The following is a 15,234-nucleotide window of genomic DNA, read 5'->3' as shown; positions in this document are numbered from 1 at the left end:
CAGCCTCCCGCACGGGGCGGGCCGGGGGGAACAGGACGCCGCCGGATCCGGCCACACCCGGCCTGCTCAGGTCACCAGGCCGCGGCGGTAGGCGAAGACGACCGCCTGGACGCGGTCGCGCAGGCCGAGTTTGGCGAGGATGCGGGACACGAAGGTCTTGACGGTCTCGTGGCTGATCACGAGGGCCGCGGCGATCTCGCTGTTGGAGCGGCCGTCCGCGATGAGCCGGAGGACCTCCATCTCGCGTGGCGTCAGCGGAATGTCCTGTGCGGTGCCCTCGGTGGGCCGGATCCGGGCGGCGTACCGGCCCACGAGCCGGCGCGTCACGTCGGGGTCGAGCAGTGCCGCGCCCGTGGCGACGGTCCGGATGCCGTGCAGCAGCCGGTCCGGCGGCGCGTCCTTGAGCAGGAACCCGCTCGCGCCCGCGCGCAGCGCCTCGTAGACGTACTCGTCGAGGTTGAACGTCGTCACCACGAGCACCTTGACGGGATGCTCGACGCCGGGGCCGGCCAGTCGGCGGGTGGCCTCGATGCCGTCGAGCACCGGCATGCGCACGTCCATCACCACGATGTCCGGGCGCAGTTCGCCGGCGAGCTCGACCGCGGCCCGCCCGTCCCCGCACTCGCCCGCCACCTCCAGGTCGGGCTGGGCGTCGATGATGGTGGACAGACCGGTGCGGACGAGCACCTGGTCGTCGCAGACGAGGACCCGGACCGGTGCGCTCACGACGGGTTCCTCCCGGGTATCCGGGCCCGGACGACGAAGCCGCCGCCCGTCCGCCGGCCGGAACTGAATTCGCCGCCCAGGACGTCGACCCGTTCCCGCAGACCGGCCAGCCCCCGTCCGCTTCCGCCGGGGGACTCGGCCCGCGAACCCGAACCGTCCGTGCCGACTTCCACGGTGATCTCCTTCTCGCAATGGCGCACCAGGACCGAGGTCCTGCCGCCGTGGTCGTACTTGAGGGCGTTGGTCAGGGCCTCCTGCACCACGCGGTGGGCCACGAGGTCGGCGCTGCCGGTCGTCGTCGCCGGGGTGCCCTCCTCGGTGAACTCCACCGGCTGCCCCGCCCGGCGGGTCTGCTCGACGAGTGTGAGCAGCCGGCCGCCCGGCGGCGTCCTGGGTTCGGGGCCGTGGTCCGGGTCGAGCAGGTCGAGCAGGTGCCGCAGGTCGGTGATGGCCCGTCGGCCGGTGTCGCTGACGGCGGCCAGGCTCTGATCGAGGCGTTCGGGCGCGGCGGTCAGATACCGGGCGGCCTCGCACTGCACGACCATCGCCGTGACGTGGTGGGTGACGACGTCGTGCAACTCGCGGGCGATGCGGGTGCATTCGGCGTTGCGGGCGTCCTCGGCGCTCCGCCTGCGGCGGTCGGCCTCCGCCGCGCGGGCGGAACGCATCCACGTACCGATGCCCCACGCGAGGGCCAGCGCCAGGTAGAACGTCACGAACTCGGCCAGCGGGTCGCGCCCCGGACCGATCTGGTACAGCACGACGGACAGGGCCCCGAACACCGCGGTGAGGACGACGGGGAGGGCACGTCGGTACCGTTCCAGGTAGGAGCCCGCGCTCAGCAGGGCGACGGGCAGTGCGGAGCCGGCGAACAGGTGGTAGCCCCGGAGCTGGTCGAGGACGAAACCGGCCGTGACCAGGGCGACGCAGACCTGCGGCCACCGGCGGCGCACGGCGAGCGGGAGGCACTGGAGTACGGCCGCGACCCCGGCGAGCGCGTCCGCGGGCCGGGTGGGCAGGCCGCCGACCTCCGTCCCGTTGCCGTGCAGCGACGGCAGCAGGGACGCGACGAGGAGCAGCAGCCCGAGCGGCAGGTCCCGGACCGTGATGTCGAGCCGACGCCACAACTCCGGACCCCGTCGGCGAATGGTCATCGGGGCAGTGTAACGGTGGAGTCGGCGCGCGCGGCGCGCCGGGCGCCGAACGCGACGATGTTGCCGCGCCGGTGGGCCAGCCACAGGAACACGAGCGTGAGCAGGGCCCCGAAGCCCACCGAGTACACGCTGCCCTCCGGTCCGAAACTGCCGCCGGTGAGCAGCTCCGGGCCCGAGACGGTGGCGTCCAGCAGCCCCGGGTTGCTGCCGTTGCCGGAGACCTCGGTGCTGAAGACGCCGGCCGCGGCGAAGTTCCAGCCGAAGTGCACGCCGATCGTCAGCCAGAGGCTGCGGGTGGCGGCGTACGCGGCGGCGAGCATGAAGCCGGCCTCGATGGCGATGGCGATGGCGCCCCACAGCGTGGCGTGCTCGTTGAGCAGGTGCGAGAACCCGAACACGAGGCCGGTCAGCGCCAGCGCGACGTACGTGCCGATGTGCTCCTCGATGATCCTGAACAGGACGCCGCGGTAGACCACTTCCTCCGTCGCGGCGGCGGCGGCCATGAAGCCGAGCAGCCCCAGCGCGCCCTCCACCGAGCCGAGGCCGTCGACCTCGTAGTGGCCGGAGGAGAAGAGGTTCACGATGACGGCGCCGAACATCCCGGCACCGATCAGGGCGCCCCGGCCGGTCCTGGCCGCGGCGCCCTCGCGGGCCACGTCCAGGGCCTGCCGGTGTTCGGTGCGCCGGACGACCCATGCGTACACGAGCACCGCCAGCGCGGCCACGACGAGGCCGAGGGCGCACGTGAGCCAGTCGTTCTCCTTCACCGCGGTGACGGTGCCGCCGCCGATGGCGTACATCACCATGACGGCCAGGAACTGCCAAACGAACCTCATCGATGCTCCTTCGTCGAACCCGTGAACGGCGTGCCGCGGTCTGCGACGGACGTTACGGATCCGGCGGCCGGAGATCGTCACCTCACGGTGGACATTCGGTTGTGGCTCGCACGGGGGACAGGGCCCGACGGCCCGGAGCAGCAAGGAAGTTCACGGCGAGGTTTCCTTCCGGGGCGGCCCCGCGGCGTTCAGGAGAGCGAGGTCGGTTCGCGAGGTGGCGGGACGGCGCGGAGCAGTTCCCACAACGGGCGTGAGCCGGCCGCCCACGCGCCCAGGGTGTGGCGGTCGACGACGTGGTGGCACTGCTGCTCGGCGAAGGTCACGGCGGGGGCGGTGAACCGGCCGTTGGTGACGATCACCGCGACGTCGGCGCCGTGGACCTGGCGGGCGGTGCCGTTGAGGATCTGGAGGTCCGGCGTGCCCGCGGCGGAGCCGGCGAGGCCGTCACGGCGGTGTTTGCACTGGATCACCCACCTGCGCCCGTAGGGGTCGGTGGCCTTCACATCGGCGCCCGGGTCACCACTGCCGCCGACCCGGGTCGCGTCCCGGCAGCCGTCACGGTGCATCAGGTCCCGCACCGCGTCCTCGAACCGGGTGTGGTGCGGGGCGTCCAGTCGGGGAAGCGCGTAGCGCAGTCCCCGCGCCCGGACCGCTTCCCATCGTGCCCGCTGCCGCCTCCGGTGGAGCAGGCCCGCGCCGGCCGGTGCCACGAGGGCGCCCGGGGCGATCAGGACCCACCAGTGGGCCGGCAGCCAGTTGACGACGGTCACCGTCAGGGCGACGCCCAGGGCCCCGGCCGCGAGGGGCCCGATCAGCCGGTCGTCCGCCCGTCGCCGTCTGCGGGGTCCGCCGGTCCGGTCGGGGCGGCCGGGCCCGTTGGACTTGTCGGGCCTGCGGGTACGTCGCCGGGCCGGCGGGCACCCGGCCGCCGCGGGCCGGCGGGCGCGGGGGCTCACCGGTCGGCCCCCGTACGGCTGCGCGGCCGCAGGGCGACGACAACTGCGGGCAGCACCGCCGCATCGATGGTCAGCAACCGTCCAGACCTCCCCGACGACCGGCCACCCTGCGGGGACGCGGCGTGTCGACTCCGTCCTCCTGTGCAGCCGGATCCCGGCCGGTCCGCGGGACAGTTGCCGGCGAATGGCACGAAGCAGTCGCTCCTGGCCGGACATCACGCGGCTGTCGGCCTCGCCCACGACGTGGAACCACACTTTCGCACGGGTCCCTCGGGGGTGACGTGCCCCGTTTCGGCATCGACGCGGCCGCGCGTGTCCGACACTGTTGTGATGGATCAGCTCGAACGGACCGTCGAACTCGTCCGCGACGCATTGGGGCCGGATCTCGTCGGCACGTACCTCCACGGGTCCGCCGTGCTCGGGGGGCTCGTCCCGGCCAGTGACCTGGACGTCCTGGCCGTCGCACGACGGAGCCTGAATGAACGTCAGCGGCAATCGCTCCTGGCGGGCCTGCTGGAGATCTCCGGCCTCACACCCACGGTCCGGCCGGTCGAACTCACCGTGGTGGTCGGGTCCGAGGTCCGCCCCTGGAGATTCCCGCCGATCGGGGACTTCCTCCACGGCGAGTGGCTGCGCGCCGAATACGAGGCGGGCCACGTCCCGCGGCCCTGCCCGATGCCGGACCTCGCCCTCGTGCTCACGGCGGTCCTGGCGGGCGATCACCCCTTGACCGGGCCGCGTCCCGCCGAGGTCCTCGACCCGGTGCCGCACGCCGACCTCGTCCGGGCGAGCGTCGCGGGCGTCCCCGCGCTCCTGGCCGAACTGGAGGACGACACCCGCAACGTCCTGCTGACCCTCGCGCGCGTCTGGACCACCCTGGCCACGGGCGGGATCAGGTCGAAGGACGCCGCCGCCGACTGGGCCCTCGCCCGGCTGCCCCCGGAGCACCGCCCCGTCCTGGAGCATGCCAGGAACCTGTATCTCACCCGCCATTACCAGGACGAGATCTGGAGCGACGAGCTGAGGGCCCGGGTGCGCCCGCACGTCGAGCACGTGCTCACCGAGATCGACGCTCCGCACCACCCGAGGGCGTGATCCCGGCACGACGGAGCCCCCGCCGGCCGGCGGGGGCTCCGTGGCGCCACTCCCCACGGTGTCGCCAACGACACCTCCCACTCACCGCCTGGAGCCAGTGACCGGTGCCCGGACCGGGACCAGAGTGGTGCCATGCCCACTCGACGCGAAGCCCTCGCCGCCTCCGCCGCCCTCACCGGCGGCGCCCTCCTGTCCGCCGCACCGTCCGCGGCGGCCGCCCCCCGCGTGACACCGCGACACGCGACGTCCGTGTCCGATCGGAGTTCCGGTACCACCATCGCCCTCACCCACGCCACCGTCCTCGGTGCGGGCGCCGACCACACCGTCCTCGTGCGCGACGGCCGCATCACCCGGACGGGCCGTTCGGCCGAGGTCCCGATTCCCCCCGGGGCGACGGTGTACGACCTGACCGGCAAGTACATCGTCCCGGGCGGTCTCGTCGAGTCCCACGTCCACAACGACGGGCCGGAGAACGTGCTGCCGCCCCTCTTCCCGCTCAACGGTGTGACCGCGGTGCGCGAGATGTGGGGCCGGCCGGTCCACCACGAGTGGCGCGACAAGGTCCGCGCGGGCGAACTCCTCGGCCCCCGCTGGGTGATCGCCGGCTCGATCATCGACGGGAGTCCCTCGCTGTGGGCCGGTGACCTCGACGAACGCGTCATCGAGGTCACCGACGCCCCGTCCGCGCGCCGCGCGGTGCGCGAGACGAAGGCGAGCGGCGCCGACTTCGTCAAGGTGTACTCGCGGCTCACGCCCGAGGCGTACGAGGCGATCGCCGACGAGTCCCGGCGACAGGGCCTGCGGTACGCAGGCCACTGCCCCGACGCCCTGCCCATCGCCCGTGCCAGTGACGCCGGGCAGCAGTCCATCGAGCACCTCCACGCCCTTCTCCTCGCCACCTCGGCCCGGGAGCCCGAGATCAGGCGGGCCATGGCGAAGGTCCGCATCGACCCCGCCATCGGCACCAGCTTCGAGCGCTACGCGAGCTGGTTCCGGCAGGTGCACGCGGTGGAGTGGCAGGCGGTGCAGACGTACGACGTCGGCCGCACCCGGGCCCTGTTCGACCGGCTCGCCGCCAACGGCACCCGTGTCGTACCGACCCTCACCGTCCACCACTCCCTGGAACGCACCGACCAACTCCCGGAGAACTCGCCCGAGTTCGCGTATCTGCCCGACTGGATGACCGGATACTGGCCCACCGTGTGGTCCGCCCTGACCGCGGGGCGCACCGCGCGGGACACCGCCCGCATCCACCGGATCTACGAGCACCGGCTGCGCCTCGTCGCGGAACTCCACCGGGCCGGTGTGCAGTTGCTCGCGGGCACCGACACCGGAACGGGCTACGCGGTCCCCGGTTTCTCCCTCCACCACGAGCTGGAACTGCTCGCCGAGGCCGGGCTGCCCACCCGGGACGTCCTCCACGCCGCGACCGCCGCGCCCGCCCGGATGCTCGGCCTGCCCGCCGACCGCGCCGATCTGCTGGTCCTGGACGCGGACCCGCGCACCGACGTCCGCCATACCCGGCGGATCGACTCCGTCCTGGTCGCGGGCCGTTATCTGGACCGGGCGGAGCGCCTGCGCCTGCTGTCCGACGTGGCGCGCGCCGCCGCCGCGAGCGCGCCCCCCGCCACGGGGGTCGCGGCCCCCCACGTCTGCGTGCACTGACCGCACGAACCGGTCGGGGCCGCGTGGCGGACGTACTGCCACGCGGCCCCGACCTGGTGTCTACCGGTTGCTCACCGGACGTCGTAGGCGCGGGTGATGGTCTGGGTGACCGCGTTGCCGTTGGCGTCGGTGAGGGTCGCCTTCAGGGTGACCTGCTTGCCGGAGGCCCCGGTGTGGTCGAGGGTGGCCGTCCAGCGGCCGTCCTGTCGCCCGGTCGGCGCCTGGGTCCAGGTGGTTCCGCCGTCGTAGGAGTAGGACAGCGTGGCCGCCGTGATCGCGCCCGGGGTGTATCCGTCATGCCCCTCGACGGACAGGCCGACCTTCAGGTCCTTCTCCGCGGGCAGCGTCTTCATGCCGTCCACCGGCAGGTCGTAGGCCGGGAAGAGCAGCGGCAGGCCGCGCGAGAAGACGTCCGTCTCCCGGTGCGAGCGGAAGGTCCAGGAGGTGGAGACGGCGGTGGAGCGCAGCCAGTTCCGGTCCGAGGTGTCGATCTTCTGCAGGTTCTGGGTGAGTTCGTAGACGGAGTCCCCGTCCGGCACCTCGAACACGCCGTAGGGGTCGACGCGCTTGCCGATCAGCTCGCCGTCGCGCTTCAGCGCCAGGTTGCCGATGTCACCGAAGGACCCGCCGGGGGACCAGTGGTCCCCGGAACCGTCGAGCCAGAACCCGGTCTGGAAGCCCATCAGGTTGCCCTGGCGCTCGGCGGCCAGCAGCAGCTTGCCGTCGTTGTCGCGCGACGCGGACGGCCTCAGGAGGTCGCCGTACCACTCCTCGGTGCGTCGTTCGCCGGGCCGGTAGGTGCGCTCCTGGTCGCCCATGAACGCGGCGAACGGGAAGCTGGTCATGGCGCCGTGGTACCAGACGGCGTCCTCGGCGGCCGTGTAGTAGGCGGTGCGGGTACCGGGCACGTGCACCGAGCCGTACGGGCTCACGGGAACGTACGCGGCGCTGTTCTCGGCGGGGCGCAGGAACAGGGCGTCGAGGTAGTCCGCTTCCTTGCCCATGGCGTTCCAGGTCTCGGTGACCCGCGCCAGCCGGGAGTCCTTGGGCCGGTACGTCCGGTCGGCGCCGAGCGGGCCGTGGGTGGGGAACGTCAGGTTGTAGACGTACGACGAGTCGTCCTGGGAGCCGGTGGCACGCCAGGTGGGCCGGAACGTGAAGGTGCCGTCCGTGACGCGCCCGTCGATGTCCGCGTAGAACTTCTGGACGGTGCCGTCCGTGGTGAGCGAGCCGGAGACCTGCCAGGTGTCGTCCCAGCCACGGGCGTAGCTGAAGGTGGTCGTGTCCACCTTCGCGGGCCGTTCGGTGTCCAGGCTCAGCCGGTGGGCCTTGCGCGCGTCGAGGACGACGGTGGTGTCCCGGGTGAGGCGGAGCTCCGGCTGCGCGAGGTAACTCATCGATTCGGGCGCGTTGCCGGCGCCGTACGTCGTCACGAAGCCGCTGAGGGAGTAGCTTCCCGGGCGGACGCGATAGGTCTGGTCGGGCGCCCCGGCGTTCTTGCGGCGCTCTCCCTCGTCGGTGTCCAGGCTGACGAGGTCCAGGGAGGAGTTGCCGGTCGCGGCGGCGCCGTTGCGGTCGAGGGTCTTGACCCGGAGCGTGACCGTCTCCGGCTCGACGTGGAGTGTGACCGGCACGGAGACGTGCACGTCGTTTCCGGTGGCCAGGATCCGGCCGGTGACCGCGCCGTACTGGGAGTCCTGGAGGCGGGCGGTGGGGTCGATCCGCACCGGCAGCTGGACGGTGGCCCCTGCGGGGACCGTCAGCTTGCGCTGCTCCGCCTTGATGATGCCGGAGCGGACCGCGCTGCCGTCGTTGCCGTGCACGTCACTGACCTTCAGGTCCAGGGTGACGTCCTTGGTGCCGGTGTTGGTGAACGGCACCTGCACGGTGGTGCGGTCGGACGCGTCCTGGGGCCAGTTGTAGCTGCCGGCCTGGACGGAGGGGGCCGCGAGCACCTTCTGGTTCACCGCGGCGAACACGTCGAGGACGCCGCCGCCGGTCTCCTCGGCGCCGGCCACCTTCCCGCCGGTGCGGGCCGAGGAGACGAGTGCGGCCTTGATCTGCTGCGCGGTCCAGTCCGGGTGGGCCTGGCGGAGGATGGCCGCGGCGCCCGCCACGTGCGGGGTCGCCATCGAGGTGCCGGACATCGACCGGTAGGCGTAGACGCCGCGGCCGCCGGCGGAGGCCGCCGAGATGTCGACGCCCGGAGCCGCGATCTCGGGCTTGAGCGTGTGCGTGACGGCCACGGGGCCGCGGCTGGAGAACTGGGCGGTGGTGTCGTCCCGGTCCACGGCGCCGACGGTCAGCACGTCGGGCACGCACCCGGGCGAGGAGACGGTCTCGGTGCCCGGTCCGGAGTTGCCCGCGGCGACGACGAACAGGGTGTGCTCGCTCTTCGCGAGCTGCTCCGTGGCCTGTGCCACCGGGTCGGTGCAGTCCCTGGCCGACGGATTGCCCAGGCTCATGGAGACGATGTCGGCCTGCTGGTCGACGGCCCACTGCATCCCTGCGATGACCCAGGAGTCCAGACCGGCCCCGCTGTCGTTGAGGACCTTTCCGATGAGCAGGGAGGTGCCGGGGGCGACGCCCTTCTTCTTGCCGTCGCTCGCGGCGCCGGACCCGCCGACCGTGGAGGCGGTGTGGGTGCCGTGGCCCACATAGTCGTCGGAGGTCTTGGAGTCCGTGAAGTTCTTGGTACCGGTGATCCGGTCGGCCAGGTCCGGGTGCTCGGCGTCCGCGCCCGTGTCCAGCACGGCGACCTTGGTGTTCTTGCCGTCGTAGCCGGCCGCCCATGCCTCGGGCGCGTGGACCTGCTTGGTGGACCGGTCCAGAGTGGCCTCGACCTTGCCGTCCAGCCACAGCTTCTTCAGCGCGGAGGCGGAACGCGAGCGGGGGTCGGTGACGTCCCGCCAGAACGTGGCGGCGGTGTCCTTGTCCGCCTTGAGCGCCACGCCGCCCACGGCGGGGAGCAGCAGGCTCTGCTCGGAGCCGCGAGGTGCCTCCGGCGCGTTCCTGGCGACGTTCACGCCGTTCCCGTAGGTGGCGATCAGCGGGAGCGCGTCGGTGTGCGCGTCGTCGTAGCCCTGGCGGATGAGGCCGGTGACGTTGAACAGCTGGTCGTCGACCACGCCCTCACTGATGGCCCGGGTGACGCCGTCGGGATAGACGTAGAGGTCCTCGCCCGACTGGTAGGTCCGGAACATCGGCTGCGTGCCGTCCTCGCGGGGCAGCACCGCCGCGGAGCTGCGGCCCGACTTGTCCGTGGTCACAAGGACCTTGTCGCCGGTGACGAGCGTGACCGTCGTCTGCTTGCCGCGGTTCTGCGCGGCCTCGCTGCCGACGATGGGCCTCTTCCCCGAGGCGGCGTCATGGGGCGCGTCCGCCGCCCCGGACGGCGTGACCGCCGTGAAGGCCAGGGTCGCGGCGGACGCCGCACCCATGGCTATACGCGTGATGGGACGCATGAATCTCCCTACTCGGCACAAAGATTTGGTGCGGCTGCAGCCTGGCAGACATGCGCATGGTGCAGGGATGTCTGCGCGTGACGGGTTTCCCGCATGTCGGTTTTCCGTCAGGCGGTCATGCCGGGGTGCTGGTCACAGCCAGCCCGCGCGGGCCGCGTGCCAGCCGAGCTGCAGTCGGGAGTCCGCCCCCGCGAGGTCCATCAGGCGGCGCGTCCGCCGCTCCACGGTCCGGATGGAGACGCCGAGCTGCGAGGCCGCGCGCCGGTCGGAGACCCCCGCCAACAGCAGGGACAGGACCTCGAGTTCACCCTCGGTCGGCTGCTTCTCCGCTGCGACCTGCGCCCGTACGCCCGTGGTGGTGGGGTACAGCGGCCGGGCCTGCGCCCACTCCTTCTCGAACAGGTGCACAAGGGCGGTGAGCAGGCCGCTGCGGTGCACGACGATGGCGCTCGGCTCGCCGCAGGAGCCGGCCACCTCCAGCGGCACCATGGCGCGCTCCCGGTCCGAGACGACCATCTTCAGCGGCAGGTTCTCGACCAGGCGGAGTTCCAGCCCCGCCGTGATGGCCTCCCGCATGTCCGGCGCCACCTCATGTCCGTCGAGGTAGTCCTTCGTGGCCACGACCCGGAACTCGACCCCGCGGTCCAGTGCGGAGCTCTCCGCCAGGTCGGTGTCCTCGCGCGGCACCGCGATCGGCGCGCCCACGAGAAACACGAGCAGTTCGCGCTGCGCGCCGCGCTGCAACTGGTGGAACCGGTGGGCGACCTGCTCCACGCCGACGACCACCTCCACGACGCTGCCCGCGGGGTGCGCGGCGGTGTTCCGGTACTGCTCGGTGAGCACCGAGAACGCGGTCTCGGCCCGTTGCAGCGCGTTGCGCTGCTCGACGAGGAGCGGGGCGAGGGCCACGGACGGCGGGGTGAGCCGGTAGCGGGTGGCGGGGCCGTCGTCGGTTTCCCGGCCGGCCGGGGCGGGTGCCCCGCCGCCCGCTTCCTCGGACACCACCGCGACCAGGCCGCGTGCCGCCAGGTCGCGCAGGACGTGGGCGATGCCGGCACGTTCCAGTCCGGTCTGCCGGACGAGGTCCTGGGCGGAGGCCGACGACCGGGGCAGCAGAGCGGTGTAGACGGCCTCCTCGGCCGGTCCCAGTCCCAGCGCCCGCAGCATCCGGTTCCCTCCCCCTTTTCGGACGGAACCCTATCCCCGCCGCCCGGCGCGCCGTGCGCCGACCCGGAATGCCTGCCGCCGGGAGGGGTGCGGCCGTCCGGCGAGGCGCGGTCGCCCTGCGGTCGGGGGCTGTCTACGGTAAAGGGAAATGCACCATCTGTCCCGGAGGTCCCGTGCTCCGTAACCATTCGAAGAAGCCGACGCGCCCGGTGGAGGCCATCGAGCCCCCGAGCGGGACCGAAGTCGTGATCGCCGTCGCCGTGGTGACCCTGCTGGTGACGGTTCTGGGGGCCCTGTCGCAGTCCCCGGTGTGGCTTCTCGGGCTTCTCGTGTTCCTTCCGGGGGCGGCGTCCGCGCTGTGCACCGTCCGGCAGACGCAGTTCGTGGCCGCCTGGACCGAGTTCGTCGTCGTCCTCGCCATGCTGGTCCGGCAGGGGGACGGATGGCCGTGGCTCGACAGGATCCTCATGATCCTGCTCACCCTCGTCCTGGGGGCGGCCTCCGTCTACGCGTGCCACCGCCGCATCAACCGGGAGCAGGAGATGATGCGGCTGCGTTCCACCGCGGCCGCGATGCAGCGTCACATCCTGCGCCCCCTGCCCATGCTCACCGACGACGTCCTGGTGAACGGTGTGTACGAGCCGGTGCAGGAGGACCGTCTGGTCGGCGGGGACATCTACGACGTCGTCGACTCGCCGTGGGGGACCCGGGTGCTGATCGGCGACGTCCAGGGAAAGGGCCTCCCGGCGGTCGGCGCCGCGTTCGCCGTCATCGGCGCCTTCCGTGCGACGGCCCACCGGGAACCCACCCTGACCGCGCTCGTCGACGCCCTGGACGCCTCCGTCGTACGGCACAACTCCTATGCCGCGCAGACCGGCGACGACGAGCGGTTCGTCACCGCGCTCGTCCTCAGCGTCGACGCGGGGGCGGAGGCGCAGGCCATCAACTGCGGTCACGTCCTGCCGCAGTTGCTGCAGGACGCCGCCGTCATGACGCCGGCCCTCACCTCCGGCGTCCCCCTCGGTCTCGCCGATCTCGCGGACGAACCCGCGACGGTCGACTGGTTCGTCTTCCCGCCCGGCGCGACCCTGCTCCTGACCACGGACGGGCTCACCGAGACCCGTGCCGCGGACGGTTCGTTCTATCCCCTCACCGAGAGCCTCACCCGGTACGTGTCGCTCTCCCCCACCGATCTGCCACGCGCGCTCTGCGACGACGCGCGCGCGTTCGCCGGGGGCGGCGAGCGGCACGACGACGTGGCGGTGCTGACGGTACGGCGGTCACCGCGCCGTTGACGGGCCGGGCGCGGTGCCGGGGTCATCCGGTGCTCCGGCGGTCCACCGGCCCCGGCGCCCCTCCACCGGTCGCCGCCCGACGGGGCGCGTCGCGTCGTGCCCGGAAAACAGCCGCGGCCCCCGCCACCGTCCGGGGTTCCGCGCTGTTGTCAGGGGGCCGTTCCCTCGACCGGACCCGACCAGGAGTGACGCAATGACCGTCCCGATCGTCCTGTTCACCGCGGATCTGCGGGTGCACGACCACCCGCCGCTGCACACGGCGCTCGCGGCCTCGGGCGAAGTGGTACCGCTGTTCGTGCGGGACCCCGCCATCGACGCGGCCGGCTTCGCCCCGCCCAATCGCCGGGCGTTCCTCGCCGACTGCCTGGGCGACCTCGACGCCGCCCTGCGCGGGCGCGGCGGCAGGCTGGTGGTGCGCTCGGGCGACACGGTGGAGGAGGTGTGCCGGGTCGCCGCGGAGGTGGGCGCGGACGAGGTGCACATGTCGGCCGGGGTGAGCCGTTTCGCACTGGCGCGGGAGGCGCGGCTGCGCGAGGCGTTGACGTCGGCGGGCCGGCGCCTGCGCGTGCACGACGCGGTGACCACCGTGGTCCCGCCCGGCGCGGTGACGCCCGCGGGGTCGGACCACTTCGCGGTCTTCACCCCGTACTTCCGCCGCTGGTCGCAGGTGCTCCCGCGGACCCCGCTGCCCGCCCCGCGGGCGGTGCCCGTGCCCGACGGCGTCGCGTCGGAGGGCCTGCCCTCCCGCGCCTCGGTGACCGGGGTGTCAAAGGGGCTGGCCGCGGGCGGGGAGAGCGTGGGCCGCAGGCGCGCGACGGCCTGGTGGCGCACCGGTGCGGCGGATTACGCGGAGCGCCATGACGATCTGGCCGGCGACGCGACCTCCCGGTTCTCCCCGCACCTGCATTTCGGCACGCTCTCCCCCGCGGAACTCGTCCACCGTGCGCGCCTCGTGGGTGGTGCGGGCCCCGAGGCGTTCGTCCGGCAGTTGTGCTGGCGCGACTTCCACCATCAGGTGCTCGCGGCCCGGCCCGCGGCGGCCGTCGCGGACTACCGGACCCGGCACGACCGCTGGCGCTCGGGTACGGCGGCGGCAGATGAGATCACCGCGTGGAAGCGGGGCCGCACCGGGTATCCGGTGGTCGACGCGGCGATGCGGCAGCTCGCCCACGAGGGCTGGATGCACAACCGGGGGCGTCTGCTCGCGGCCTGTTTCCTCGTCAAGACGCTGTACGTCGACTGGCGGGTCGGCGCCCGCCACTTCCTGGACCTGCTGGTGGACGGCGATGTGGCCGACAACCAGCTCAACTGGCAGTGGGTGGCCGGTACCGGCACGGACACCCGGCCCAACCGGGTGCTCAACCCCGTGACGCAGGGCAGGCGGTACGACCCCGAGGGGGTGTACGTCCGCCGCTGGGTGCCCGAGCTGGGCGGGATCGCGGGGGCCGCGGTGCACGAGCCGTGGAAGCTGCCGGCCCCGGAGCGGGCCCGGTACGACTACCCCGGCCCCGTCGTCACGCTGTCCGAGGGCAGGGAGCGTTTCCGAAGGGCCCGCGGCCTGGCGGACTGACCGCGTCCGGACCCGGTGGGCCCCGCCCGTACCCTCCTGGGGACGGGGCCCGGGAACTGTTCCGCCCGACGGCCCGTCCTGGGCAGCGAGGTCGGGCGGACGCAGATGGGGAGCCGTGGTGGAGGGGAAGACAGCAGTGACCCGGTGGATACGACGGCGATCCGTGCCGCGGGCCGCGGGTGACGGCGCGCGGCGGGACTCGCCGCACCGGTCGGCCTGGGGGCGGGGACGGGTGCTCGCCCTGTTCGCGGTACTGACGGCCGGGCTCATGGTCTTCCACCGGGCGGTGCCCAACTCCGTGGGCCGCCTGGGCAGTCTGCTGGAAGTGTTCCTTCCGTGGCTCGGCCCGGTGGTCGTGGTGCTGTTCGTCCTGGCCCTGCTGCGCCGTTCGGCGCTCGCGCTGACGGCGCTGCTGCTGCCGGTGGCGGCCTGGACGTACCTCTTCGGCGGGCTGCTCCTGCCCGGGGCCGGGCCCGGCCCGGACGAGCTGGTCGTGGTGCAGCACAACGTCAGCGACGAGAACGCCGACCCGGCGGGCACCGCCCGCGCCCTGGCCGCCGCCGAGCCCGACCTCATCGCGCTGGAGGAGCTGGTGCCCCCGGCGCTGACGGCGTACGCGCGGACCCTCGCCCCGGACTACCCGTACCACGCCGTCCGGGGCACTGTCGGGCTCTGGTCGAAGCATCCGCTGACCGACGCCGGGACGGTCGACATCAGGCCCCGGGGGATCACCGGACCCTGGAGCCGCGGACTGCGGGCCGTGGTCCGCGCTCCGCACGGCGACATCGCGGCGTACGTCGCGCATCTGCCCTCGATCCGCGTCGGGGCGAGCGGGCTGACGTCCTCCCGGCGCGACGAGAGCGCCGGTCTGCTGGGCAGGGCCATCGCCGCCGAGAGCGTGCGAACGGTCCTTCTGCTCGGCGATCTCAACGGCACCGTCGACGACCGCGGGCTGTCCCCGCTGACCTCCCGGATGAACACGGCGGAGCGGGGTTTCGCCTTCAGCTTCCCCGCCGGCCTCCCCCTGGCCCGTATCGACCAGGTCATGGCCCGCTCGGCGACCGTCCGTCAGATCCGCACCCTGCCGCCCACCGGAAGCGACCACCTGCCGGTCACCGCCCGGATCGGACTGGGCTGATCGAGCCGGGCCGGGAGACGTGCTCGACGCCCTTGCGGGGTGGCCGGGAAAGCCCGGGAGCACGGGCCTCCGTCGCAGCGCACGGCGAGGAGGAGCGGCTGTTCGTGCCCGGTTCCGGTAACACGGCTCGTTGCCGTTCCGGGCTCGTTCCGGCCGCGCTCCGGGGCG

General features: G+C 73.1%; 11 protein-coding genes. 5 read left to right on the top strand and 6 right to left on the bottom strand.

The genetic code is table 11. The features are described from left to right. Positions 1–66 precede the first annotated feature (66 nt). The 4 genes from EAO76_RS11045 to EAO76_RS46025 form a co-directional block, all read right to left on the bottom strand. Positions 67–726, bottom strand: coding sequence for a response regulator transcription factor (locus EAO76_RS11045; protein ID WP_148835747.1), 660 nt, complete (start codon positions 724–726; stop codon positions 67–69). Beyond that, positions 723–1,880 carry a sensor histidine kinase gene (locus EAO76_RS11040; protein WP_148835746.1) on the bottom strand — a complete coding sequence of 386 codons (1,158 nt, stop codon included), beginning with the start codon at positions 1,878–1,880 and terminating at the stop codon, positions 723–725. Before EAO76_RS11040 ends, EAO76_RS11045 begins: the two co-directional genes overlap by 4 nt. Next, the gene (locus EAO76_RS11035; RefSeq protein ID WP_187438554.1) at positions 1,877–2,716 is read right to left on the bottom strand and encodes a CPBP family intramembrane glutamic endopeptidase; all 840 of its coding nucleotides are present in this window, start codon (positions 2,714–2,716) and stop codon (positions 1,877–1,879) included. The genes EAO76_RS11040 and EAO76_RS11035 overlap by 4 nt, the downstream gene beginning before the upstream one ends. Before the next feature lie 188 nt (positions 2,717–2,904). Then, complete coding sequence (locus EAO76_RS46025; RefSeq protein WP_316248329.1) at positions 2,905–3,672, bottom strand: restriction endonuclease; 768 nt, start codon at positions 3,670–3,672, stop codon at positions 2,905–2,907. Between the two features lie 330 nt (positions 3,673–4,002). On the opposite strand from EAO76_RS46025, the gene EAO76_RS11025 reads away from it, so the two are divergent. Beyond that, complete coding sequence (locus tag EAO76_RS11025) at positions 4,003–4,767, top strand: aminoglycoside adenylyltransferase family protein (RefSeq protein WP_187438553.1); 765 nt, start codon at positions 4,003–4,005, stop codon at positions 4,765–4,767. 132 nt (positions 4,768–4,899) lie between these two features. Continuing rightward, positions 4,900–6,432, top strand: coding sequence for a hypothetical protein (locus EAO76_RS11020; protein ID WP_148835744.1), 1,533 nt, complete (start codon positions 4,900–4,902; stop codon positions 6,430–6,432). A gap of 71 nt (positions 6,433–6,503) precedes the next feature. Here the strand turns inward: EAO76_RS11020 and EAO76_RS11015 are convergent, their stop codons facing one another. Beyond that, the gene (locus EAO76_RS11015) at positions 6,504–9,896 is read right to left on the bottom strand and encodes a S8 family peptidase (protein ID WP_148835743.1); all 3,393 of its coding nucleotides are present in this window, start codon (positions 9,894–9,896) and stop codon (positions 6,504–6,506) included. A gap of 132 nt (positions 9,897–10,028) precedes the next feature. After that, positions 10,029–11,063 (bottom strand): helix-turn-helix domain-containing protein, encoded by a 1,035-nt coding sequence (locus EAO76_RS11010; RefSeq protein ID WP_148835742.1) that lies wholly within the window; start codon positions 11,061–11,063, stop codon positions 10,029–10,031. Positions 11,064–11,236: 173 nt separating this feature from the next. Here EAO76_RS11010 and EAO76_RS11005 point away from each other — a divergent pair, with 173 nt between their 5' ends. The 3 genes from EAO76_RS11005 to EAO76_RS10995 all read left to right on the top strand — a co-directional run bounded on the left by EAO76_RS11005 (position 11,237) and on the right by EAO76_RS10995 (position 15,066). After that, entirely contained in the window at positions 11,237–12,358 is a 1,122-nt protein-coding gene (locus EAO76_RS11005) for a PP2C family protein-serine/threonine phosphatase (protein ID WP_262375380.1), read from the top strand. 193 nt (positions 12,359–12,551) lie between these two features. Next, positions 12,552–13,928, top strand: coding sequence for a deoxyribodipyrimidine photo-lyase (locus EAO76_RS11000; protein ID WP_148835740.1), 1,377 nt, complete (start codon positions 12,552–12,554; stop codon positions 13,926–13,928). Between the two features lie 268 nt (positions 13,929–14,196). After that, the gene (locus tag EAO76_RS10995; protein ID WP_148835806.1) at positions 14,197–15,066 is read left to right on the top strand and encodes an endonuclease/exonuclease/phosphatase family protein; all 870 of its coding nucleotides are present in this window, start codon (positions 14,197–14,199) and stop codon (positions 15,064–15,066) included. Positions 15,067–15,234 lie beyond the last annotated feature (168 nt).

This window comes from Streptomyces sp. sk2.1, from assembly GCF_008120935.1.
Lineage (GTDB): Bacteria > Actinomycetota > Actinomycetes > Streptomycetales > Streptomycetaceae > Streptomyces.
This window is presented reverse-complemented; position numbering and strand designations above follow the sequence as displayed.